Below are 23142 nucleotides of genomic sequence, written 5' to 3'. Positions count from 1 at the left end.
CTAACTCCCGTAAATTATTTTTAAAATTTCATTTATTTTTTTTGTATCTTTGATGCCGTTTTCATCTTCGACCTTGCTATTAATATCGAGCAAATATGGCTTAAATTTGATAGCATCTTTCACATTTTCTAGCCCAATTCCTCCAGCTAAACCAAATTTAATATCCAAACTCTCAAGCAAGCTCCAGTCAAATTTAACCCCATTTCCACCCTTTAAAACGCCTTTTGTATCAAAAAGCGCTAGGTCATAGCTCCCACTCAAATTTGGCAGCTCATCACCCACACTAAAGACCTGCCAAACCTCACAACCAAAATAGCCTTTATCATCTACTCGCTCGTAAATCTGAACCACATCAAGATCACAAAAGCTGGCAATTTCTTTGACAAGCGTGGAGCTCATATCAGCAAAAACCCCGACTACCTTTATACCAAAATTGTGAGCCAAATTTACTATATTTTTTGCCACTTCTTTGCTGACAGCTCTTTTGCTTTTGGCAAATATCACACCGATATAATCAACCTTTTTGCCATCAAAATCGCAGCTTATGACGTCTAAGGCTTCAATCTCGTTTTTAATACCACAAATTTTTAGTTGCATTTTCTTATATAATCTTCATAAAATTTCCATACCTTGCCACTATTAATAGCCTCTAAAATAATATCTTTAGCTAGGCTAGGACTTGGTACAAAATCAGCCGCATATAGTCCAAACATCGCATTTAGTACGACTATATCAAATTTAGCCCCTTTAAGCTCACCTTTTAAAGTAGCCTTGAAAATCTCAGCATTACTCTTCGCATCACCACCCAAAATATCAGCGTGAAAAGCTCTATTGAAGCCAAACTGCTCTGGAGTGATTTTGTATTCTAATATTTTGCCATCTTTTACTTCATGGATCAGCGTCTCATCACAAAGCGTAATCTCGTCCATAGAGTCCATTCCATGCACGACTAAAGCGTGTTTTCTGCCTAAATTTAAAAGCGTTCTAGCGATCAGCTCATTGACCTCTTCAAGGTAATTTCCCACAACTTGATTGCTTAGGGCTAAATTTGGATTAAGAAGTGGCCCAAGTATGTTAAAGACTGTTCCTATGCCAAGCTTATTTCTGACATCTTTTACTTCAGCTGTGATTTTGTGAAAAAACGGCGCATGGAAAAATGCTAAATTTGTATTTTGGCTAAGGCTTCTAAGCTTGTTTATATCAGCTTCTAAAGGAACTCCAAGCTCGCCCAAAACATCGCTACTTCCACTTTTGCTTGTAATTGCCCTGTTGCCGTGTTTTGCCACTCTTACCCCAAGACTAGCAAGTATGAAAGCCGTGGTCGTAGAGATATTTATGGTTTTTAGCTTATCTCCACCAGTGCCGACTATATCAAACATCGGTGCTGGGTCGTTATAAGTAGTTGAGTATTTTAGTATGTTTTTGACAAGTGCTGCTAGGCTATCTGGATAAAGCGACTTTTCACTTATTAGCACTAGTAATCCAGCCAACTGAACTATATCATAATCTTTGTCGCTTAGAGCCTTGCAAATCACCTCATAATCACTACTATCAAGCGGGAAGTTTTTTTGGAGTTTTGTCATAAATGGAGCGAAATTTACCATCTGTTTTTCTATGTTTTGCGGTTTATTGAGCTGGACAAAATTTTCTATAATCTTTTTTCCATACTGAGTAAAATAGCTCTCAGGATGAAACTGAATCCCAAAAATCGGCTTAGTTTTGTGCTTTAGCCCCATTATCACGCCATCATTACTCATAGCAGTGACTTCTAGGCAATCAGGCAAATCATCAACGTAAAGCGAATGATAACGCATAACGCTAAAACTACTTGGCAAACCAGCGAAAATCTCGTTTGGATTTGTTACGTTTATCTGGCTAGTTTTGCCGTGCATTGGGCTTTGCAAGGTTTTTATATTTGCACCAAAAACAAGTCCTATTGCTTGATGACCAAGACAAACTCCAAGCACTGGAATGTCTAAATTTGCCTTTAAAATATCAAGGCAAACTCCGCTATCTTTAGGGTGTTTTGGACCAGGGCTTAAGATGATTTTAGTTGGATTTAGCGCCTTAACGCCCTCGATATTTATCTCATCATTTCTAAGACATCTGACCTCTTCATCTGTCGTTTCTAAAATATATTGATAGATATTATAAACAAAACTATCGTAATTATCAATCATTAAAATCATTTAGGCTCCTTTGCATTTTTGCAAATTTTCTCAAAAACATTTAGGCAACTCTTTCTTTTTTTGCAAATCTCAGCGTATTCGTTTGCCGCCACGCTATCCCACACGATGCCAGCTCCAGCGCCGATAAATACTCTTGATTTGCCCTCATCACAAGGCACAAAAACCGCACTACGGATCAAAATCGCCATCTGAACATCGCCATTAAAATGCCAAAATCCAAGCCCACCACCATAAATGCCACGACTAAAGCTCTCAAGCTCATTTATTATTTGCATAGCACGGATTTTTGGGCTTCCGCTAAGCGTACCAGCTGGAAAAACCACACTTAAAACGTCAAAATTGCTTCTGCTTTCATCTTTTTGACCATAAACCTCACTCACGATATGCATAACGCTTTCAAAATACTCCACGTGCATAGGGTTTTTGAGCTTGACACTGCCACGTTTGGCAAATTTACCTATATCATTTCTTGCTAAATCGATTAGCATTTTGTGTTCGCTTAACTCTTTTTGGTCATTTAGCAAGTCATTTTTAAGCTTTTCATCTTCGTTTGCGTCGCTTCCTCTGCCTCTAGTGCCCGCTATCGGAGCTACGAAAATCTCATCTTTTTTTATCTGCATTATTAGCTCAGGACTGCTTCCAGCCACCACGCCATAAGGTGTCGGGAAATAAAACATATATGGACTTGGATTTTGGACTTTTAGCACTTCGTAAAACTCCAAAGCTTCCAAATTTGTCTCAAGCTCCAAAATCTCGCCCAAAACCACTTGAAAAACATCTCCATTTTTTATATATTCTTTAGCTTTTTTGATAGCGTTATTGTAGTGATTTTGCTCGTTATCTAAGTTTGTTATTATTTTGTAATATTTATCTTTTTGGGGCTGTTTTGCTTCTACTGCTTCAAGATTTGAGAAATAATCGTTGTTGCCATAAAAGCTGTAAATTTTGCTTTGTTTATCATAGTGCAAGTAGGCCTTTGCATCTGCGTAAAAGTATGTCGGGAAGTCGTAAAGTCCTAGCTTTTGCTCGCCAATATTTTCAAATTTATGCACAGCGTTGTAGCTCAAAACGCCAAATAAACCAGCAAACTCACAAATCCTATTTCCATTTTCATAAGCAAATTTAAGCTTTGCAAAGTCATCGCCCTCGATGTAAGAGCAGTCTATACCTATGATAGTTTGGGTTGTGTCTTCTGCCATATATGAGTTTGGATAATCTTGTAATATCTTTTTTAGATACGCGACTGGTTCTTGTAAAAGCATTTTGGCTCCAAAAGTTTTTTTAAAAAAATATTATACAAAAATTTTTCTTTGCCTAGCTTAAAGTATTTAAATTTTTCATAGGAAAAATCGCCCTATTTAGCATAAGTTTTGATAATTTTATGTAAGATTTTTGATAGGAACGCCATTTGCTTATTAAGTTATAAATTTGTTATAAAAGGATAAGCAAATGGAAGTTTCATCTATAGGCTCAAACGACTAATACAACTCTATCTTTACAGATAAGAAGACAAAAAATGCCAGTAAAACTTCATCGCCAAATATCCAAAGCAGCACAAATTTAGCCAAAGCTACTAATATACATAGCTCCTTTACTGGCTCAAATATCAAATTTGAAATAGAGCCATCACAACTCCAAACAAACATAAACTCTATCAAATATGGCTCTAGCTATGGATATAGCGTAGATGATAAAGGATATATGGGAGCTGATTTTAATAGAGCAGCTGGACTTCCAGATGATTTCAAAATCCATAAAAGCACGCTTGAAGAGATAGAGAAAAAAGCAGTATATTTCACTCTTCAAACAACTGGCTTAAAGGCGAAGAAAGCATTTTGAGCTATAACGCATTTTCAAAAATAGATATGGCAAATAGTATCAAATAATATTACAATGTATTTGATCAAATAAATAGCAAAGTATTTGATAACTCAAAGCAAATTTATAGCTCAAGTGATCTAAGTAAAATGCCAAAGGGCTATATCTCTTCGGGAGTAGATTTTGGTAGAATGGAGCCACCAACTGGCGCTGCATTATCAGGATTAATCGATAGAAGCAATGAATTAGTAACAAATATATTTAGCTCAAATGATGAATTTAATCAAGCAGATGATATTTCTGATAAATTATCAATGCTAGGCATAGGATTTTTTGCAAATAAGTTGGATTTTTCTACTAGTTCAATGAATAATAAAACAGGAAAAGACGCTATTTGGTCTTTTAATCCAGATATGTCTGTGTACAAAAACAATGAAGGCTACACAAAAGAAGGTGTATTTATGAGTTTCTTAAAGAGTGTAAGCCAACAAATTTTAGTCTTATACGGCGGAGATACAAAGCTAACTAAAGAGGCTGGGGCAGATGTCGCCTTGTCAGTGTATATGACTATAAACGACCCAAACAGAAACAAAAACATTCCTTTAGATAAAACCCTTATAGAAAACATAGCCAATCTCCAAAACGAAATCAAAAACCGAGCTAAATCAAGTATTTATAATCCACTATTAGAGTCTTTCTTCTTCAAGCAAGAAACAGGTATGACTGTGGCGTCACAAGCGCAGTGGGAGGAGTTTCAAGCTAAATTGCAACAAGCCAAAGATAATGGCTGAAAACTAAGCAATGAGCAAATTACTAATTTTTCAGATAATCTAGCTAGTGGCTTAACAAAGCTTTTAAGCCCCACAAAGGTGTAGCAAATTTAATCAAATTTGGCCGTAGTTTGCTACACTTTGATATTGCTTTTTTCTATGTTTTTTAGGAGTTCTGCCATGGAGCTACTATCTAAATTTTGCGATTTTAAAAATTCCAAAAAAGCCTTTGAATAAATTTGACTACTTTGGCTATAGGTTGTATTGTCTTGACTTTTGCCTTCTATGGCTTTTCTTGGGGATTTTTCATCCGATTTGGGTTCGTTTTGTGGCTCAGTTGCTTGATTATCATCTTTGGATTTTTCTATTTTTGCATTGTTTAAATCCATATCTTTAGTCAAATTTTTAACAAATTCCATGCTTGCTGGGCTGCTTTCCCAGTGAGCCATGAGCTGGTATTTGACAAATTCTTTTATCTGTCTATCTTCTTCTTCATTGCCTTTTTCATAGACTCCAGAGTTAAGGAGCTTTTGTATAGCGTAATCAACATCAAGATATTTATTGATATTTTGATATAAAAATATATTAAAAACAGTTGATTTGTCTATATTTTGCTTTAAATTTGGCATATTTTTTAGATCCAAACCAACTTTTTCTAGCTCGTCTTTACTAAAATCTGACTTTTTAAAATCCTCGCCTAAAGCTAGATTAAATTCCATTAAAGCTTTATTTGCCGTGTTTGTCCAGTTGATTTTAGCGTCAAAATTAGCATATGTTTCCATGCCAAAAATAGTAGTTCTAATCGACCCAGTGATTAAAAAATCACTCTCCAAGCTACTTTGATACGCGCCTTTTTGAGCACCATCTTTGTGGTATTGCCACATAGGCGTTATGAGATCAAATCCACCAGCCAATGCATCTAGCCTTGTCTCTTCATTTTTGTTATATAATTTCACGCCATTATTTAATGTTGGAACATTGATTGGCGTGACAGCGTTTTTAATATCCATTTAATACCCTTTTAAAATAATTATGCTATTATATTTATGCTATTTTTAGCTATCATTTTTAGGATTTCAAGCTCACTTTTGCCATTATCAAATTCAGTCTTTATCAGCTCATAAAAATGCTTTAAAGCTGAAGCTGGAGCTTCATTGTAGCTAGTTTTTTGAGTAGCCTTGAATAAGCTAAATGGCTTATCTTTTTGCTCGTTTTGTTTAGCGTCTTCTTGCGGGTCTTGCGTATTTTGGTTAGCTTTAGGATTTAATTCATCCCAAATTTCACTTTTACCAGATTTTAACTCGTTTAAAATATCTATAGCATATTTTGCATTTTCCTCATCAAGATTTAATCCATATCTTACATCAAGGACGTTCTTTGCCCACTGCGCTTTGAAGTCGTCTATGCTTAAATTTGAGTCTAGAAGCTCTATGCTTTTAACAAGATTGAAGCTTATTTTTACACCATCTATTCCGTCTTTGCTTGGCTTAGACTCAAAAAACATCTTAGCTAGTCCTGCTTTTTGAACGCTCCCAGTAAAAAGCTCAGCCGCCTCGTCCACGCTATATGCTCTATTTTTGTCTGTAATTGTAAAACTCCACGCACTCTCAAAGCCAGCCCACCGCTTTCATTGATAAATCTCTTTAAATCATTAATCTCTTGTTGGCTAAAGTCTGGATCATAGCCCATAAGCTTGCCCTAAATGCTGATATTTGCCTCTTTATCTCTTGTGTAGCCTGTGAGTGGGTAGTTTTCATTCATCTTGCCTAATTTAATCTGCTCTTTCCACTCTAAGGACTCGTCTACTCCCATGCCATATTTTGCTAAATACTGGGCATTCGTCTCATTGTAGCTTGTTTGTAGATCGCTTTTGCCACCCATCCCATGTATCCATATCTGATTTAGCTCATCCATATCAGAAGTGGTAGTTTGGGCTAAGTTGCTAGCCGTTTTTTCTTGATTATACAAAAGCGCATAATTTTGTTGCGATAATAAATTTAGTTTATCCATAGCCCATACAACCTTTTTATAAAATAAAATATATTTTAAATTATTTCTAAATAACACTTAATACACAATTAAAGTTTAAATTAAGAAAAAAATTAAATTAAATTTAAGATACTAAATTTAACATCGACCGTAGCAAGTCAAATTTTAATCCAAAATATATAAGTATTTGGATTTTTAAAGTATTTTATTTATATCAAGATTTAGCCCACATCTAACGTAAAAAATATAATATATTTACACACATTTTGGCTCCAAAATTTTATTTGTCTAGCTTAAAATTTGGAGCAAAATATTAAATCAATTTACTTAGTTATAGCCTTAAAAAAGTTAGCTTGAGCTGCGCTTAGCTTCGCAATTACCTCATCGCAGTTTGCGTCATAGCGTTTCGCAATATTTTTAATATCATCGTATGCCACGACAGTTTTGCCATCTTTATTTTTATAAATTACCATTTTTAAAGGAAGCTCTAAAGCTATGCTAGGCTCACACTGCATAAGTGGAGTTCCAGCTTTTGGAGCCCCAAAAGCCACCACGACGGTATCGCTCATCTGTAAACCAGCTTCTTTAGCTAATTTAGAATGCTCAAACACACCAAATATTTTAAGCCCTTTTTCGTTTAAGATATTTTGTAATTTTGTAGAAGTTTCGCCGACTTCAAGCGGACTAAAACCAGTTACAAGCATCTTCTCACCTCCAAATACAAAGCTAGCAAACAAAGCTGCTATGAGTAGAAATTTCTTCACCTTTTTATCCTTTATATTAAAATATTTTACAGTCTACTTAAGTTTTACAAATTTAAATTTAGTGATTTAATAATTACAAATAAACAAAAAATTATACTGAAAATTTCCAGTGAGCTAAATTTATATCAAATAGATAAAATTTTACATTGAATTTATAAAAATTTAATTATCTGTAACTTTTCGTAACAGTTTAGATTTGAGAGCTTATCCCCAAATTTGAATTTGGGGATAAAAGATATTTGCAAAGTTTTATTTGCAAAATTATTTGATAGAGATACCAAATACGCTTGTAGCAAGCAAAAGTACTACAGAAGTTATCAAGAATATTCCAATGATATTTAGCCATAAACCAGCTTTTATCATATTTGAAATCCTTACATATCCTGAGCCATAAGCGATCGCATTTGGCGGGGTTGCGACTGGAAGCATAAAGGCACAAGTAGCAGCCAAAGCAACAGGAATTGTAAATAACATAACATTTCCGCCCTCATATCCAAGACCGATAGCCACGCCCGCGATAACTGGCAAGAATGCAGCAGCAGTTGCGGTGTTTGATGTGATTTCTGTAAGGAAAATAACAAGAGCAGTTACTATGAGTATTACAGCTACGATTGGCATAGCTCCAAGCACTGAAACTTGCTCGCCTATCCATAGCGATAATCCTGTTTTGCCAAACTGAGCTGAAAGCGCAAGACCACCACCAAAAAGTAGTAAAATATCCCAAGGAAGCTTTTTCGCACTGTCCCAGTCTATAAGTCTCTCACCGCTTTTGTTTGCAGGTATGATGAAAAGTAGCACCGCAACGCTCATCGCTACGATAGTATCAAGACTACCTACTTTTATACCATAAGATTTAAGTATGAATCCTAAGAAAACCCAGCAAAGTGCAGCTAGTACAAACACTGTTCCTACTAGTTTTTCAGCACAACTCATTGAGCCTAATTTTTTGTATTCGTCTTTGATAACCTCTTTGCCGCCAGGTATCTCATCTATCTCAGGTGGGAACAACCAATAAACAAGTATCGCCCAACAAGCAGCCATCATGATAATGCTAAGTGGTAAGCCCATAAGCATCCATTCGCCAAAGCCGATTTCAATACCAAATTCATTTTTCATATGAGCCACAAGAAGTGCGTTTGGTGGTGTTCCTATGATAGTAGAAAGTGAGCCAATAGAAGCAGCGTAAGCAATACCAAGCATCAAAGCTATACCGAAATTTGAACTATAAGATTTAGTTCTTTCTTTGACTTCTGAGACTATATCTTTACCTTTGTGTAGCACTGCATTTACGATACCACCTTGCGCGCCTTTTCTTTGTACCTCATCAAGGTGTCTCATATCGCCTTCTACCGTACCGTCATCCTTGCCAGTAAGCTTGCCGACTAAGTGAAGTACTGAAAGTCCAACAGGAAGCATCATAACAGCAGTTGCAGTATTGCTAACCCACATAGATAAAAAGCCAGTTGCTACCATAAATCCACCGATTAGCTTTCTAGGGCTTGCACCCATAAGAAGCACGATAGTAAGGGCTATTCTAGTATGTAAATTCCACTTTTGCATAGCAAGAGCAAGAACAAACCCACCCATAAATAGATATATTGTATCACTAGCATAAGGAGTAGCAGCTGATTTGAAGCTATCAACACCAAGAAGCGGGAACAAAACCATAGGAAGCAAAGCAGTTGCTGGAAGAGCGATAGCTTCAGTCATCCACCAAATACCCATAAGCACTGCCACAGCAGCCACGATAGGAAGGCCATCGACGTTTAGTTTCTTGCCATTAGCAGCAGCTTGTGCTATATCTCCAGCGTTGCTTGGCATCATATAATACACAAGCAAGGCAGCCAAAATACCACCAAAAAGACCAACGATTTGAACCGTGCTTGTCTTTTTGTCAACAGGAATGTTAGGATTTGACATAAATTCACCTTTTATAATAATTTTTCAAATTTGATTTAACATTCTATCAATAAATTTTATGATTTAGTGTAAAATTATTACATTTTATCTTTTTTTTATTCAAAGTGTGAAATTTAGTAACATTATTTGGATAATATAAATTATTATTTAAACAATAAATTTAAATTTGGATTACTTTAGGGTTAAAGTTAATTTGATATAATATCAGATTTTAAATTTAACGGATAAAATATGAACGATACCATAAAAATAACAGGTGCCAAAGAGCACAACTTAAAAAATATCAGTCTAGAAATACCAAAAAACAAGCTAGTTGTATTTACTGGACTTAGTGGAAGTGGCAAGAGTACGCTTGCTTTTGATACGCTTTATGCTGAAGGGCAAAGACGCTATATAGAGAGTTTATCTAGCTACGCAAGGCAATTTTTGGATAAATTTGGCAAGCCAGATGTCGATCACATAGAAGGTCTTACTCCAGCTATCGCCATAGACCAAAAATCTACTAGTAAAAACCCACGCTCTACTGTCGGGACAATAACTGAAATTTACGATTATCTTAGATTATTATACGCTAGAGTTGGCGTCCAACACTGCCATAAATGTGGAAAAGAAGTCTCAAAAATGAGTGCAAGCGACATCATCGAGCAGATTTTAAATCTACCACAAGATGCAAAAATCACTATACTTGCCCCACTTATCAGAGAGAAAAAAGGTAGCTTTGAGTCAAATTTAGAAAGCCTTAGGAATAAAGGCTACATAAGAGCGATGATTGATGGCGTAATGGTAAGGCTTGATGAAGATATAGAGCTAAGCAAGACCAAAAAGCACACGATAAAAGTAGTCATTGATAGAGTTGTAGTAAATCCTGATAATAGCTCACGCATCGCAAGTGACGTGGAAAAAGCATTGCACGAAAGCTATGGCGAGGTCGAAATCGATATAAGCAACGCTGCTGAGCTAGGGCTTGAAAAAAGCTACATTCATTTCAGCGAGCATTGCGCTTGTTTTGATTGTAAAATCTCATTTGAACAGCTTGAACCCCTTAGCTTTAGCTTCAACTCACCAAAAGGCGCTTGTCCAAGCTGCGATGGACTTGGGATTCGCTTCAGCCTAGACTTAAACAAAATAATAGATGATAGTCTATCAATCGAGCAAGGTGCGATAAAAGTAATGTATGGCTTTAATAAAAGCTATTTTTATAAATTTAGCCTTGCGTTTTGCGAACAAAATGACATAAGTATCAAGACGCCTTATTCAGAGCTAAGCGATGAAGAAAAAAGGCTGATTTTATACGGAAATGCAAAAAATATTGATTTTTTGTGGAAAAGACACAAGATAAGCAAGACTTTTGAAGGTGTCATGAAAATCGCTTATGAAATTTTAAAAGATGATAAGGATTTTAGTGAGTATATGACAGAAAAAGAGTGCAGCGAATGTAAGGGCAAACGCCTAAAAAGCGAGAGTTTAGCAGTGCAAGTAGCAAATAAAACCATAGGCGAGCTTATAAGTATGAGCATAGAAGACTGCACCAAATTTTTTAGCGATAAGGCAAATTTCAGCTACCTTAGCGAGCAAAACAGAGCCATCGCCACTCCGATTCTAAAAGAGATAAACGAAAGGCTATTTTTCTTATATGATGTAGGTCTTGGCTATCTTAGTCTTGGGCGTGATGCTAGGACTATTAGCGGTGGTGAAGCTCAAAGAATCCGTATCGCTAGCCAAATAGGAAGTGGGCTAAGTGGCGTTATGTACGTGCTTGATGAGCCAAGTATTGGGCTTCATGAAAGAGATACGCTCAAGCTCATCAAAACCCTAAGAAGCTTGCAAGAAAAGGGCAACACAGTCATAGTCGTCGAACACGATAAAAAGACGATAGAAGCAGCTGACTATGTGGTCGATATAGGTCCAGGAGCTGGGATAAATGGCGGTGAAGTTGTATTTAGCGGCACTCCAAATGAGCTAAAAAATAGCAGCACGCAGACAGCCCTATACATAAATGGTGAAAAATCAATCAACTACTACCAAGCTAGAAAACAAAAAGAGTGGATAAGCGTAAGTAATGTAAATTTGAATAATATATCAAATTTGAGTGTTAAATTTCCACTTCGTAATCTAGTAGGTATCACTGGAGTTAGCGGAAGTGGCAAAAGCTCGCTTGTGCTTCAAACCTTGCTTCCAAACGCACTCGAAGAGCTAAATAGAGCCAAAAAAGTCCAAAAAGTAAAAGACGCTAAAATAGAAGGCTTAGAGCAACTCGACAAGGTCATCTATCTAGATCAAAGCCCAATAGGACGTACTCCAAGGAGCAATCCAGCCACCTATACAGGCGTAATGGATGAGATAAGAAATCTTTTTGCAGCGACCAAAGAAGCCAAACTTAGGGGCTATAAAATAGGAAGATTTAGCTTCAATGTCAAAGGTGGGCGATGTGAAAAGTGTAGTGGCGAGGGCGAAATCACAGTCGAAATGCACTTTTTGCCTGATATCAACGTGGTTTGCGATATATGCAAGGGTGCAAGATATAACGCCCAAACTCTAGAGATAGAATACAAAGGCAAAAACATCTCAGAAGTGCTAAATATGAGTGTTTTAGAAGCTTTAGAGTTTTTCAAAGCAGTGCCAAAAATCTACTCTAAGCTAAAGACGATAGCTGACGTGGGGCTTGATTATGTCACTTTAGGCCAGCCAGCAACCACGCTTAGTGGCGGTGAAGCACAACGTATCAAACTAGCAAAAGAGCTTAGCAGAAGCGATACTGGCAACACTCTTTACGTACTTGATGAGCCGACGACTGGTCTGCATTTTGCCGATGTGGATAAACTCACAAAGGTCTTGCACCACTTAGTTGAGCTTGGCAACTCAGTCATCGTAATCGAGCATAATCTAGACGTCATTAAAAACTGCGATTATCTTATCGATATGGGGCCAAATGGTGGAGCTGGCGGTGGAAAAGTAGTGGCAAAAGGAAGTCCTATAGAAGTAGCAAAGGGACACAAAAAAACAGGCTCATTTACTGGCGAATTTTTAGTTGATGAGCTAAAGCAAATGGGGCTGATGAAGTGATTTAAGAGAGATTTTCTCTCTTATAACTACTTATATGTATTAGTTTAAATTTATATTTACAAATTTAAACTATAATCTTACATAAATATTACAATCTTAATCTCAAATATTATCAAAAGGTCAAATTTGGACAGCATAAAAGCATTTTTACAAAAAGAATCAGCCAGCGGAATTCTCATCATTTTTTCGATGATTTTAGCTCTAATACTAGCCAATAATGGTGCTTTAAACGGATTTTATACTGAAATTCTAAGACTTGATTCTGGCGTGATATTTGGCAATTTTTCTATAGTCAAACCAACAATACTTTGGGTAAATGACGGACTTATGGCTATATTTTTCTTCATGATTGGGCTTGAGCTAAAATATGAGTTTTTAGAGGGCGAATTAAACTCCATAAAAAAGGTCGCACTTCCAGCCATCGCTGGCATCGGTGGGGTTATATTTCCAGCTCTAATATTTTACGCTCTAAACCACTCAAACGACTTCAATGTCCATGGCTGGGCTATTCCTACTGTGAGTGACACGGCATTTGCTCTAGCCATTTTGTTTTTGCTTGGAAGCAAAATTCCAGTAAGTTTGAAGCTGTTTTTACTAAGTCTTGCCATCATCGATGACGTCGCGGCGATCGTGATTATAGCGATATTCTACACAACCAAACTTAGCATATTTTCTCTCATTCTTTCGCTATTTGCCATAATCGCACTGGCAGTTTTAAACTACAAAAACAACCAAAACAAGCTTTTGTACCTTGCTTGTGGCATCATTTTGTGGGTAGCTGTGTTAAAAAGCGGAGTTCATGCCACTTTGGCTGGGATTATCGCTAGTTTGTTTATACCTTTAAAAGATGAATATGGCGATAGTGAGCATGGAATGCTAAACTCCATAATGCATTTTTTGCACCCAATAGTTGCCTTTTTGATACTTCCTATTTTTGCCTTTTCAAATGCTGGAGTGGTGCTAAGCAAAGATGCTTTGATGAATTTATTTCATCCAGTTCCACTTGGCATTATGCTTGGATTATTTGTAGGTAAGCAAATCGGAGTCTTTAGCTTCGCATATTTAGCGATCAAGCTAAAACTCGCCGACCTACCACAAAGCTCAAACTGGCTACATCTATATGGACTAAGCATTCTAACTGGTGTTGGTATGAGTATGAGCTTGTTTGTCGATGGTCTAGCTTACGCTGATAGCAATGTGTTTTTGTATGCAAACAAAATCGCCATACTAGTAGCTAGCACGGTCTGCGCTGTGCTGGGATATATCGTGTTAAGACGCGCTAGTAAAGATAGCCTACTTTAGCCGATTTGCAAATTTAGATTTATTGCCAAGATATACAAAGCTTAGCACTTCAGCCACTGCTTGGAATAAATTTGCTGGTATTTGGTCATCGACGTCACAAACTCTATAAAGCTCCCTTGCAAGCGGTGGATTTTCTACTATTTGGATACCGTGTTCTGTGGCGATCTGCCTTATGCGAAGTGCTAAGTGATCGACGCCTTTAGCTAGGACGACTGGGGCTTTTTCTTTTTCTTTATCGTAGCGCAAAGCCACTGCGTAGTGGGTCGGGTTTGTGATGACGACATCGGCTGAGCCTACATTTTGCATCATTCTTTTTCTAGCAGTTTGCATCTGGACTTGTCTGATACGACCCTTTACTCTTGGATCTCCTTCCATTTGTTTATACTCATCTTTGACCTCTTGTTTACTCATTCTTAGGTTTTTGAAATACTGAAAACGCACGATAAAAAGATCGGCAACTGCAATAAGTAAAAAGAGTAAAAGCATAACTCCAGCAAGTATTAACATCTTTTCTTTAAGCCACAAAAGTTGAGAAAACATAGAAAAAAACACAGTGTGCGGAAGCTCTTTGACAAACTGCAAGAAAAAATAAAACGCCACACCAAAAACAGCACCGACTTTTAAAACTATTTTTACTGATTCTATGAGTTTTTTGAGTGAGAATAAATTTGCAATGCCCTTAATAGGATTGATTTTTTCAAATTTTGGGCTTAGTGGCTCTGTGCTAAACAAAAAACCAAACTGCATAACGTTTGCTATGACTCCAGCTATCATAATGCAAACGGCAAGTGGCATAATAATAAGCAAAACCTGAAGCATAGTATGCAAAGTGATTTTGAAAAACAGCTCCCTTGTCAGCTCTTGCCCTATTATTTGATGATAATAAATATATAAATTTACTACCTTGCTACCCATAAAAGAGAGCAAAAAGACAAGCGCCACAATGCCAACTAGAAGCGTCACAAATCCTGCCATATCTTGGGATTTGGGAACGTTGCCTTTTTTTCTAGCGTCTTCTAGCTTTTTACTGGTGGCTTCTTCGGTTTTTTCTTGATCGTCTGCCAAACTTATCTACTTATCTGTATTTTACGATTTCATCTAAATTTAGTCTAAATTTAGGCGTTGTTGGTTTGATTTTATAGCCAAAAGCAAGAAGAATTGCCACTCTTTTTTCTTTTGGATTTATCTCTAAAACTTTGTTTAGCTCACTCTCCACGAAGCCCTCCAAAGGACAGCTATCTATACCTAAAACAGCTGCTTGCATCATCATATTTTGCACCGCTAAGTAGCATTGCGCTCTGCTCCAGCCATAAATCTGCTCATCACTATCACCGACATTATTTTTGATAAATGCTTTGACTTTGTTAAAATAAGCTTCTTGATCCTCTTTGCTTTTGCATTTTAAAGCGACGATTTTTTTGATATATTCATCATTTTTTAGCTCCGAAATTTTAGCGTAAATTACCATGAGTTCGGACGCACTTGTGATTTGGATCTGATCCCAACAAGCCTTTTTGACTTTTGATAGCAGCTCTTTATCTTTTATGATTTCAAACTCCCAGTTTTGCATATTCATAGCTGATGGAGCAAGTCTACCAGCTTCTAAAATTTCGCCAAATTCATCTTTACTAATTTTTTTGTTTTCGTCAAAAACTTTACAAGCGTGACGAAACGTTAATGCTTCTTTAAATTCCATATTTTATGTCCTATTTTTAATTTCGCAGTGGAGCCAAGCCCCACTTTACGACAAGCTTTAAAAAAGCTTGACCAAACTCTTGTGCTTTGCACTCTCTTTGAGAAAGTCCCTACTGACGTAGGGTAACCCATAATATTTTATGTTCTTTTAACGCCATAGTAAAACTATGGCTAAAGAACCAAACACTAAAGTCCGTTGCTTCGCAACCATTTAGCTCCTATTTTTAACTTCGCAGTAGAGCTTCTATTTACAGTTGCGCAACGGCAAAGCTCCACAAATTTAGACTAAATTTATACCAAATTCACCTTTGCTTTTAACCGTGCCGATTATTTCAGCTCTTTCATATCCAGCATTTTTCAAATTTGCCAAAACCTTATAAGCGTCCTTATCTGGGACGCTAAGTATAAGCCCTCCACTTGTCTGGGCATCACTTAACAAGATATTAGCTTCTTTGTTGCATAGATTTTTTGTAAAATGTGCATTTTTGTAGCTACCCTCAGGAATAATCCCTTGACTAGCTAAATCTTTTGCGCTTTTTAGTACTGGAACGACATTTTCGTAAATTTCAAAGCTTACCCTTTCATTTAGCATTTCGCTCAAATGCCCCAAAAATCCAAATCCAGTCACATCAGTAGCAGCATTTATCTCTAGTCCATCGCACGCTTTTATAGCGTAAAAGTTTAGCTGGCTCATTATGCTTACTGCTTCTTTAATCTGGCTTAAGCTAGCCATATCGCCCTTTATAGCCGTAGACATCACTCCGCTTCCAAGAGGCTTAGTAAGGATGAGTAAGTCACCGACTTTTGCTGTGTTATTTGACCAAAATTTGTCTGGATGAACGCTTCCAGTGACGCTTAAACCATAAATATTTTCTTTTGTTTCTATACTGTGGCCACCGACTAAAATAGCACCACACTCTTTGATTTTGCTCTTTCCGCCAGCCATTATCTCGTGAAGTATCTCCTGGCTAAAGTTGCACTTATCAAACCCCACGATATTCATAGCACTCAAGGCGTTTGCGCCCATAGCAAAAACGTCGCTAAGTGAGTTTGCAGCAGCGATTTGCCCAAACAAAAACGGATCATCGACTACTGGAGTGATAAAATCCAAAGTCTGAACCAAAGCAAGATCGCTACTAAGCATCAATACTCCAGCATCTTCATTGCTATTTAAAGATGATAGAATCTTTGCATTTGGCTCCAAAATCTCAGCTATACTTTGTGTTAGACCCGACGGGTCTAGTTTAGCTGCGCAACCAGATGCTTTGATAAATTTAGTTAGCTTTTTGTCATTATAAACAAACTGTTTCATTATTTAAAAGTAAATTTATGATTTCAAAAGCGTTACTTGCCTCGCCGATACCGAGCCTATCGACTATACCAAGAGCTTCTAAACAACTTCCACAACTTAGTATTTTCACGCCCATCATCTCAAGCTCTTTAAGCGCCGCATAGCTTGGATGAGCTCTATTTGTAGTCATCAAAACAGCGTCATTCACACATATTATATAGCTTGGGCGAGACACTGGCTCAACAGAGGCAATCGAGCCTAAAAACTTAGCCAAAAGCCCATTGCCAATCGGCTCTGAACCGACCTTGTCATCTTTTAAAAATACAACTTTTTTCTTAACGATTTCACAACCATATTTTGAAGCGTCGTGGTCGGTTAGTTCGCTAGTTTTTACGACATTTACTATAAACTCACCATCATTTGTTATTAAAGTTGGTTTTAGATTATTTGATTTTATAAATTTAAGTACATTTTCTAAAGAGACAGCTTTATTTAGCAAAATCTCCAAATTCTCGCCGATTTCTAGTGAATTTAAGGCTTCTTTTGTGTTTATAACTGGTTTTGGACAGTCAAGATTTCTACAATCGATTTGCATATTTCTCCTTTGTATATTCAAAACTTGAACTTCAAAATTATATCCAATAAAGTTAAGTTTTTATTGTAAAAATAAAATTAATTTCTACGCCTGAATTCTTCGTATCCAAACTCTTTTAGCTGGGTTATCTCTCCATTTTCTTTCATCATGGCCAAATTTGGAAGTTTCACACCATTAAATGTTGTATTTTTGACTATTGTGTAGTGAATTTGATCTTCGAAAATCACCCTATCGCCGATTTTTATCTCATGGTTAAATTTATAAAATGGCTCGCCAGCTTCGTTGCCTACTATATCTCCAGCAAGACAAGTCGCCCCGCCAAAACGGTAAGTAAATTTGCCATTTTTACTCTCGCCACGCATTGCTGGACGATAAGGCATGAGAATAGTATCTGGCATATGGCACTCAGCAGAAGCGTCTATAATGCAGGTTTTTTCTTCATTATCTACGATATCAAGTACGCTACAAACCAAAAATCCACACTCCCAACCGACAGCTTCGCCTGGCTCGATGAAGACCTCTACACCGTATTTGGCTCTGAAATTTTTAATCAAATTTATAAGAAGCTCCACGTCATAACCAGCTTTTGTGATATGATGTCCGCCGCCGAAATTTACCCATTTCATCTTTGGTATAAACTCACCAAATTTAGCCTCAAACTCAGCTAAAACAAGCTCCAAACTATAAGCACTCTCTTCGCAAAGTGCGTGAAAATGAAGTCCATCTATACCGTCTAAATTTGAAGCATCAAAATTAGCTCTAGTGATACCAAGACGTGAGTATTTCGCGCAAGGATTATACATATCAGTTGGACTTTGTGAAAACTGCGGATTTACTCTTAAACCTATGCTTTTGCCGCTATTTATGGCTTTTTGTTTAAATTTATCCCACTGGTTGAAGCTATTAAATACAACGTGATCGCTAAGGGTTAAAACCTCATCTATATCATCATTGCTAAAGGCTGGACAGTATGTATGAACGCTCTTAAATCCATGCTCTTTTGCGTATTTTGCTTCGTGCAGACCACTACAAGTCGCCCCATGTAAGGCACTTGCGACCATAGGCATACCAAGACTAAATGCAAAGCCCTTTAAAGCGCAAAGCACATTTGCCCCACTTCGCTCTGCGACGTAAGACAAAAGCTCAAGATTGCTTTTTAGTTTGGCTTCTTCGCACACATAAGCTGGTGTTTTTATATCATTTAATTTCATGAAATCTCTTTATTAAAATATTTTTTGATTATACTAAATTTAATCAAAATAAAAAATATAGAAAAATTATTAATTGGCTTTGAGTGTGAATTTTGAAGAAATTTCTGTTATATCGCCAGATTTTATAAGCTCTAGGGCGGCTTTTTTGGAGTGTTCTAGTACTTCTTGGAGTTTTTGATTTTCTTCTTGGTTAAACTCACCAAGAACATAGCTTATGACACCATTTCCTGATCTTCCTATGCCAATTCTTATGCGGTCATAGTCGTTTCCTATAAGGCTATCGATGGATTTGATACCATTGTGTCCACCACTGCTACCGCCATTTTTAAATCTAACAGCGCCAAGTTTAAGATCTAAGTCATCATGAACTACGATTATATGATCTGGTTTATAGAAGTCATTTACTGCTTTTAAGGAGTTACCACTTAAGTTCATAAAAGTGGTTGGTTTGAGTATAAGAAGGGAGCCTTTTTTAAAAAGCTCGCCTTGAAATTTAGTAGAACTGACATTGTTAAATCCACCATCTTGCAAAAGTAAATCAGCAAGCATAAAACCGACATTATGGCGAGTATTTTCATACTCTTTGCCAGGATTGCCAAGTCCTACTAATAAAGTCATTATTTTGCTTTGATTACGCCTACAACTGCAACGCGTCCAGCTTCGACGATTTTTACGCCTTCTGGAACTTTGATATCACGAACAAGTAAAGTATGATCTACATCAAGACCACTTACATCTACATCAAAGCTATTTGGTAGATTTTTACCAGTACATTTTACTGTTAGACGTTTTTTAGATTGTAACAAAATACCTTTGTTTTTTAGACCAACTGGAGTACCAAATGGTTTAACTGGAACCATGTATTTTGACTCTACATCATCAAGAACAACTTTAAGATCAACGTGTTTTAAAGCACTTGTTACTGGGTGTTTTTGATAATCAACAACAACTACATCATAAGTTTTACCAGCTACACTAACTGGGAATTTCAAATCGCTTTTGCCTTTTACAGCTTTGATGAAATCATTTACTTTGAATGCAGCGTTGATATTTTCAACACCTTTTGCGTAAATGTTAGCGATTAGATAACCATCTTTCCTAAGAGCTTTTGTACTTCTCTTATCCATACTCTCTCTAACGATACCTTCTAACATTGTATTCCTTTTGAATAAAATAAGTTCGGATTATATCTAAAATTTTTTAAATTTAAGCTTAGCCTATATCTTTAAGGGCGATTATATCATCTTTTATATTGTATTCTTTAGGAGATAAATTACCCATATCAACGGCTTTTATTTTGAGTTCTAGATCATTTCTTCTTGAAGCTTTGTTTAGTGCTTCATCTTTGTCTATTATATGATCTGAATATAGTTTTAAGATGTGCTTATCAAATGTCTGCATTCCGCTATTTCCAGCAGCATCATTTACAGCTTCGTAAATTTCATCATCTCTGCCCTCGCTAATCATATTTCTAATTCTTGGTGTCGCAAGCATGATTTCGATCGCAGCGCATCTTCCATTTCCATCAGCCCTCTTACAAAGTCTTTGGCTAATGACTCCTTGAAGTACTGAAGATAGCGTTGTTTTGATTCTGTTTTGCTCTTTGCCTGGAAACATTCCTATAATCCTACTAATAGTATCTGCAGCATCAACTGTGTGAAGCGTAGATAAGACTAAGTGCCCAGTCTCAGCAGCGTGCAAGGCAGTTTCGATAGTCTCCAAATCTCTCATTTCCCCAAGCAAAATAATATCAGGATCTTCACGAAGAGCTGATCTAAGAGCAGATGCGAAAGTTGGCGCATCTTGTCCTATGCTCCTTTGGTTGATGATACAGTTTTCGTCTTTATAGACGTATTCTATAGGATCTTCTATAGTGATGATGTGAGATTTTCTGTGCCCATTTATGTAATTTATCATGCTAGCTAGGGTTGTTGTTTTACCACTTCCTGTTGGGCCAGTGACTAAGATAATACCTCTATGAGTATTTTTACAAATTTCTTCTATACTACTAGGTAAATTTAGCTCTTTAAATGTAGGAAGCTTAGCTGGAATAGTTCTAAAAACAGCACTCACGCCCTCCATTTGAAAAAATATATTGACACGAAATCTATAATCTTCATTGAGTTTATAAGTAAAATCAACACTTTTTTTCTCGACTAGTTCGACAAATCTACCACGAAGTAACTCTTTAGCAAGAGTTATGCCCTCAGTTTGATTAAGGGTTCTTTTGTTATCAACTGGCACGATCTCGCCTTTAACGCGTTTTCTTATCATACCACCAGTCTTGACATGCAAGTCGCTGCCATTTGAGCTTATAAGCTCCAAGAGATAAGTATTTAGCTCATCTCTTAGCTTAAAATCCAGCTTATCTACATCAACTGTATAATCTATCATTGAAGACTTTTTAGTATTTCATCAAATGCTTTGCAAAATGCGTCTAATCCATCATCAAGCAGCTTTTGGCAAACCTCATCATAGTCTATGCCGGCATTTTTACAAGAGTTGAAAAATTCACTTATAGAACTATCACTTGGAATCTCTTTTGGCTCATGACTAGTCTTTATAAACTCTTTTATAGTGCTAAGTGGCGCTGTATTTATGGAGTTTGGATATAAAAGCTCTTTTATATAATAATCAGGCTCTAGCTCATCGCCCTTAACTCCAGTGCTAGCAAAAAGAGCTCTAACGTTGCTTAAACCACGCTCTTCTATAAGCTTATAAGCTTTAGTTGCGTTATATATGCCGTATTTTCCAGCCTCTATGCCAGCAGCTTTAAGATCGTTATCAAGAAGTCTATCAAAACGGCTTACAAATATGCTTATAACGCCTTTTGGAAGCGGTGAGTTTGGCCATCTTTTTGCAAAAGCTTTGCTTCCTTCTTCAAACGCATCAAGGCATTCTTTGGCTTGATCAACTGAAAAAATAAGTGTCGCATTTACACTGACGCCTTTTTTGATTAGCTCTTTCATAGCGCTATAGCCGTCTTTTGTGGCTGGAACTTTTATCATCACGTTTGGCATTTTTATGGCGTTAAATAACTTTTTGCCCTCTTTATAAGTTCCTTCGCTATCATCGTATAAATTTGGATCAACTTCTAAGCTCACAAATCCATCATCGCCATTTGCATAGTTTGCAAGAAGCTTGTTTGCGGCTACTTTTATATCAGATGTCGCCAAAATTTCATAAAGATCTTTTGGGCTTTTCTTTTTGTAATCCTCTTTCATAGCGCTATAAGCCATAGATTCGCAAATAGCAGATTTGAAAATCGCAGGGTTGCTTGTGGCTCCGTTTATGGTTTTGTTTTTTATCAAATCTATAAATTCACTATTTATAAAATCTCTTTCTAAAAAATCGCACCAAAGCGAAAATTTGATTGTTTCGTTATACATCATAAACCTTATAAAATTTGTTTTATCTCTCTTAAATCTTTTGTGTCGATTATGTGAGTTGCTGCTTTTTTGAGAATTTCATTCGCACAAAAAGCTATGCCAGTGCCAGCTTCTTTAAACATAGAAACATCATTTGCCCCATCCCCGACACAAGCTATCTCTTCATCTTTTAAATTTAAAAAGCTTTTAAGACGGGCTAGCATCTTGCCCTTACTATCGCCAAACATCATCTCACCACCGACATGACCTGTGAGAATTCCATTTTTATGATGAAGTTCATTGGAGAAATTTAAATCATAGCCTAATTTTTCTTGGGCTGGGTCGGTTGCTATATGAAAGCCACCACTAAAAACTACGGTTTTTATGCCTTTTGCTTTTAGATAGGTTATGATGTCTTTTGCGCCCTCTATAAAGGTCAAATTTCTAGCAACTTCCATTGCATCGCTTAGCGGCAAACCTTCTATTAACCTAACTCTTTTTACCAAACTTTCGTAAAAATCTAGCTCCCCAGCCATAGCTCTTTTTGTTATTTCTGAGACTTCTTTATCTTTGCCAAGTGCTTTTGAAAGGATAGTGATAGTCTCACCATCCATAAGTGTAGAATCAAAATCAAATACGCATAGTTTTATCATTTGATACCTTAAAAATCACGTTTTAAAAGCGCTTCGACTTTTAAAATAGTTAAGATATTATTATCTCTTTTGCCGATACCTTGAATCATACCTTTATCTTTTGCTAAAGTTTCAGGTGGCTGATCGATACGGTTTTTGTTTATTCTAATAGCCTCAGTTAACCTATCAATAACAAAGCCTGCGATATTGTCATCGTCTTTCATAACTATATAGCGTGTATTTGCTGTCATTTTAGACGGATTTAAATTAAATTTAACCCTCAAATCAATAAGTGGAATTACACTTCCTCTTAGATTAAACACGCCAAGAACATACTCAGGAACGCTTGGAACTCTGGTGTATTCTATAGGTTTTATAATCTCTTTGATATATAAAATAGGAATCGCAAATTCCTCTTCACCGACTATAAAGCCAACAAGTTGTTCTACTTCTTCGCTATCTCTAGAAGTTGGCTCTACAATTTGTTGCTTCTGTTTTTGTAAAACTTGACCTAATTTATCGTTCATTTTACGTC

Annotated in this window: 23 protein-coding genes and 1 pseudogene; 4 read left to right on the top strand and 20 right to left on the bottom strand. The window is 36.6% G+C overall.

Annotated features, from left to right (window positions below):
- The 4 genes from CIG1485E_RS01835 to CIG1485E_RS09455 form a co-directional block, all read right to left on the bottom strand.
- Complete coding sequence (locus tag CIG1485E_RS01835; protein ID WP_038453089.1) at nucleotides 1-597, bottom strand: phosphoribosylanthranilate isomerase; 597 nt, start codon at nucleotides 595-597, stop codon at nucleotides 1-3.
- Nucleotides 588-2189, bottom strand: a complete 1602-nt coding sequence (gene trpD, locus CIG1485E_RS01830) for an anthranilate phosphoribosyltransferase (RefSeq protein WP_038453087.1) — start codon at nucleotides 2187-2189, stop codon at nucleotides 588-590. The genes CIG1485E_RS01835 and trpD overlap by 10 nt, the downstream gene beginning before the upstream one ends.
- Nucleotides 2186-3451 (bottom strand): anthranilate synthase component I family protein, encoded by a 1266-nt coding sequence (locus tag CIG1485E_RS01825; RefSeq protein WP_038453085.1) that lies wholly within the window; start codon nucleotides 3449-3451, stop codon nucleotides 2186-2188. Before CIG1485E_RS01825 ends, trpD begins: the two co-directional genes overlap by 4 nt.
- A 216-nt stretch (nucleotides 3452-3667) precedes the next feature.
- Nucleotides 3668-3835, bottom strand: coding sequence for a hypothetical protein (locus tag CIG1485E_RS09455; RefSeq protein WP_158336101.1), 168 nt, complete (start codon nucleotides 3833-3835; stop codon nucleotides 3668-3670).
- A 55-nt stretch (nucleotides 3836-3890) separates the two neighbouring features.
- Between CIG1485E_RS09455 and CIG1485E_RS09450 the strand changes: the two genes are divergently transcribed.
- Together CIG1485E_RS09450 and CIG1485E_RS09155 are read left to right on the top strand one after the other, a co-directional pair.
- Complete coding sequence (locus CIG1485E_RS09450) at nucleotides 3891-4028, top strand: hypothetical protein (RefSeq protein ID WP_158336099.1); 138 nt, start codon at nucleotides 3891-3893, stop codon at nucleotides 4026-4028.
- A gap of 59 nt (nucleotides 4029-4087) precedes the next feature.
- Nucleotides 4088-4798: pseudogene (locus CIG1485E_RS09155) on the top strand (Cj0814 family flagellar-dependent secreted protein); the annotation flags it as partial.
- A gap of 113 nt (nucleotides 4799-4911) precedes the next feature.
- Here the strand turns inward: CIG1485E_RS09155 and CIG1485E_RS01815 are convergent.
- The 5 genes from CIG1485E_RS01815 to CIG1485E_RS01795 form a co-directional block, all read right to left on the bottom strand.
- Complete coding sequence (locus CIG1485E_RS01815; protein ID WP_038453082.1) at nucleotides 4912-5787, bottom strand: hypothetical protein; 876 nt, start codon at nucleotides 5785-5787, stop codon at nucleotides 4912-4914.
- A gap of 20 nt (nucleotides 5788-5807) precedes the next feature.
- Entirely contained in the window at nucleotides 5808-6338 is a 531-nt protein-coding gene (locus tag CIG1485E_RS01810) for a hypothetical protein (RefSeq protein WP_038453079.1), read from the bottom strand.
- A 137-nt stretch (nucleotides 6339-6475) separates the two neighbouring features.
- The gene (locus CIG1485E_RS01805) at nucleotides 6476-6787 is read right to left on the bottom strand and encodes a hypothetical protein (protein WP_038453076.1); all 312 of its coding nucleotides are present in this window, start codon (nucleotides 6785-6787) and stop codon (nucleotides 6476-6478) included.
- Nucleotides 6788-7089: 302 nt separating this feature from the next.
- Nucleotides 7090-7530, bottom strand: a complete 441-nt coding sequence (locus CIG1485E_RS01800) for a DUF302 domain-containing protein (RefSeq protein ID WP_200876041.1) — start codon at nucleotides 7528-7530, stop codon at nucleotides 7090-7092.
- A gap of 261 nt (nucleotides 7531-7791) precedes the next feature.
- Entirely contained in the window at nucleotides 7792-9450 is a 1659-nt protein-coding gene (locus CIG1485E_RS01795) for an SLC13 family permease (RefSeq protein ID WP_038453074.1), read from the bottom strand.
- Between the two features lie 231 nt (nucleotides 9451-9681).
- On the opposite strand from CIG1485E_RS01795, the gene uvrA reads away from it, so the two are divergent.
- Both uvrA and nhaA read left to right on the top strand, forming a co-directional pair.
- The gene (uvrA, locus tag CIG1485E_RS01790; RefSeq protein WP_038453071.1) at nucleotides 9682-12513 is read left to right on the top strand and encodes an excinuclease ABC subunit UvrA; all 2832 of its coding nucleotides are present in this window, start codon (nucleotides 9682-9684) and stop codon (nucleotides 12511-12513) included.
- Between the two features lie 126 nt (nucleotides 12514-12639).
- Nucleotides 12640-13815, top strand: coding sequence for a Na+/H+ antiporter NhaA (nhaA, locus tag CIG1485E_RS01785; RefSeq protein ID WP_038453068.1), 1176 nt, complete (start codon nucleotides 12640-12642; stop codon nucleotides 13813-13815).
- Here nhaA and flhB read toward each other — a convergent pair.
- From flhB to CIG1485E_RS01730, 11 genes are all read right to left on the bottom strand, one after another.
- A complete protein-coding gene (flhB, locus tag CIG1485E_RS01780; RefSeq protein WP_038453066.1) occupies nucleotides 13807-14880 on the bottom strand; it encodes a flagellar biosynthesis protein FlhB in 1074 nt (357 codons plus the stop codon). The two genes, nhaA and flhB, sit on opposite strands and share 9 nt — an antisense overlap.
- A 10-nt stretch (nucleotides 14881-14890) precedes the next feature.
- Nucleotides 14891-15511: an NAD(P)H-dependent oxidoreductase gene (locus tag CIG1485E_RS01775; protein WP_038453064.1), complete on the bottom strand. Its 621-nt coding sequence runs from the start codon at nucleotides 15509-15511 to the stop codon at nucleotides 14891-14893.
- A gap of 279 nt (nucleotides 15512-15790) precedes the next feature.
- Complete coding sequence (gene selD, locus CIG1485E_RS01770) at nucleotides 15791-16822, bottom strand: selenide, water dikinase SelD (RefSeq protein ID WP_081867120.1); 1032 nt, start codon at nucleotides 16820-16822, stop codon at nucleotides 15791-15793.
- On the bottom strand, nucleotides 16803-17396 hold the full coding sequence (yedF, locus tag CIG1485E_RS01765; protein ID WP_038453061.1) for a sulfurtransferase-like selenium metabolism protein YedF: 594 nt from the start codon (nucleotides 17394-17396) through the stop codon (nucleotides 16803-16805). The genes selD and yedF overlap by 20 nt, the downstream gene beginning before the upstream one ends.
- A gap of 77 nt (nucleotides 17397-17473) precedes the next feature.
- Nucleotides 17474-18607 carry a carboxynorspermidine decarboxylase gene (gene nspC / locus CIG1485E_RS01760; protein WP_038453059.1) on the bottom strand — a complete coding sequence of 378 codons (1134 nt, stop codon included), beginning with the start codon at nucleotides 18605-18607 and terminating at the stop codon, nucleotides 17474-17476.
- 69 nt (nucleotides 18608-18676) lie between these two features.
- Nucleotides 18677-19225, bottom strand: a complete 549-nt coding sequence (gene pth, locus CIG1485E_RS01755; protein WP_038453056.1) for an aminoacyl-tRNA hydrolase — start codon at nucleotides 19223-19225, stop codon at nucleotides 18677-18679.
- Nucleotides 19225-19761 carry a 50S ribosomal protein L25/general stress protein Ctc gene (locus tag CIG1485E_RS01750; protein ID WP_038453055.1) on the bottom strand — a complete coding sequence of 179 codons (537 nt, stop codon included), beginning with the start codon at nucleotides 19759-19761 and terminating at the stop codon, nucleotides 19225-19227. Before CIG1485E_RS01750 ends, pth begins: the two co-directional genes overlap by 1 nt.
- 58 nt (nucleotides 19762-19819) lie before the next feature.
- Nucleotides 19820-21001 carry a type IV pilus twitching motility protein PilT gene (locus CIG1485E_RS01745; RefSeq protein ID WP_038453053.1) on the bottom strand — a complete coding sequence of 394 codons (1182 nt, stop codon included), beginning with the start codon at nucleotides 20999-21001 and terminating at the stop codon, nucleotides 19820-19822.
- Nucleotides 20998-21996: a transaldolase gene (locus CIG1485E_RS01740; RefSeq protein ID WP_038453050.1), complete on the bottom strand. Its 999-nt coding sequence runs from the start codon at nucleotides 21994-21996 to the stop codon at nucleotides 20998-21000. Before CIG1485E_RS01740 ends, CIG1485E_RS01745 begins: the two co-directional genes overlap by 4 nt.
- Before the next feature lie 8 nt (nucleotides 21997-22004).
- Nucleotides 22005-22628 carry a phosphoserine phosphatase SerB gene (serB, locus tag CIG1485E_RS01735; RefSeq protein ID WP_038453048.1) on the bottom strand — a complete coding sequence of 208 codons (624 nt, stop codon included), beginning with the start codon at nucleotides 22626-22628 and terminating at the stop codon, nucleotides 22005-22007.
- Between the two features lie 8 nt (nucleotides 22629-22636).
- Complete coding sequence (locus CIG1485E_RS01730) at nucleotides 22637-23134, bottom strand: chemotaxis protein CheW (RefSeq protein ID WP_038453046.1); 498 nt, start codon at nucleotides 23132-23134, stop codon at nucleotides 22637-22639.
- Nucleotides 23135-23142: the final 8 nt, after the last annotated feature.

Origin of the sequence: Campylobacter iguaniorum (genome assembly GCF_000736415.1) — a bacterium.
Taxonomy (GTDB): domain Bacteria; phylum Campylobacterota; class Campylobacteria; order Campylobacterales; family Campylobacteraceae; genus Campylobacter; species Campylobacter iguaniorum.
This window is presented reverse-complemented; position numbering and strand designations above follow the sequence as displayed.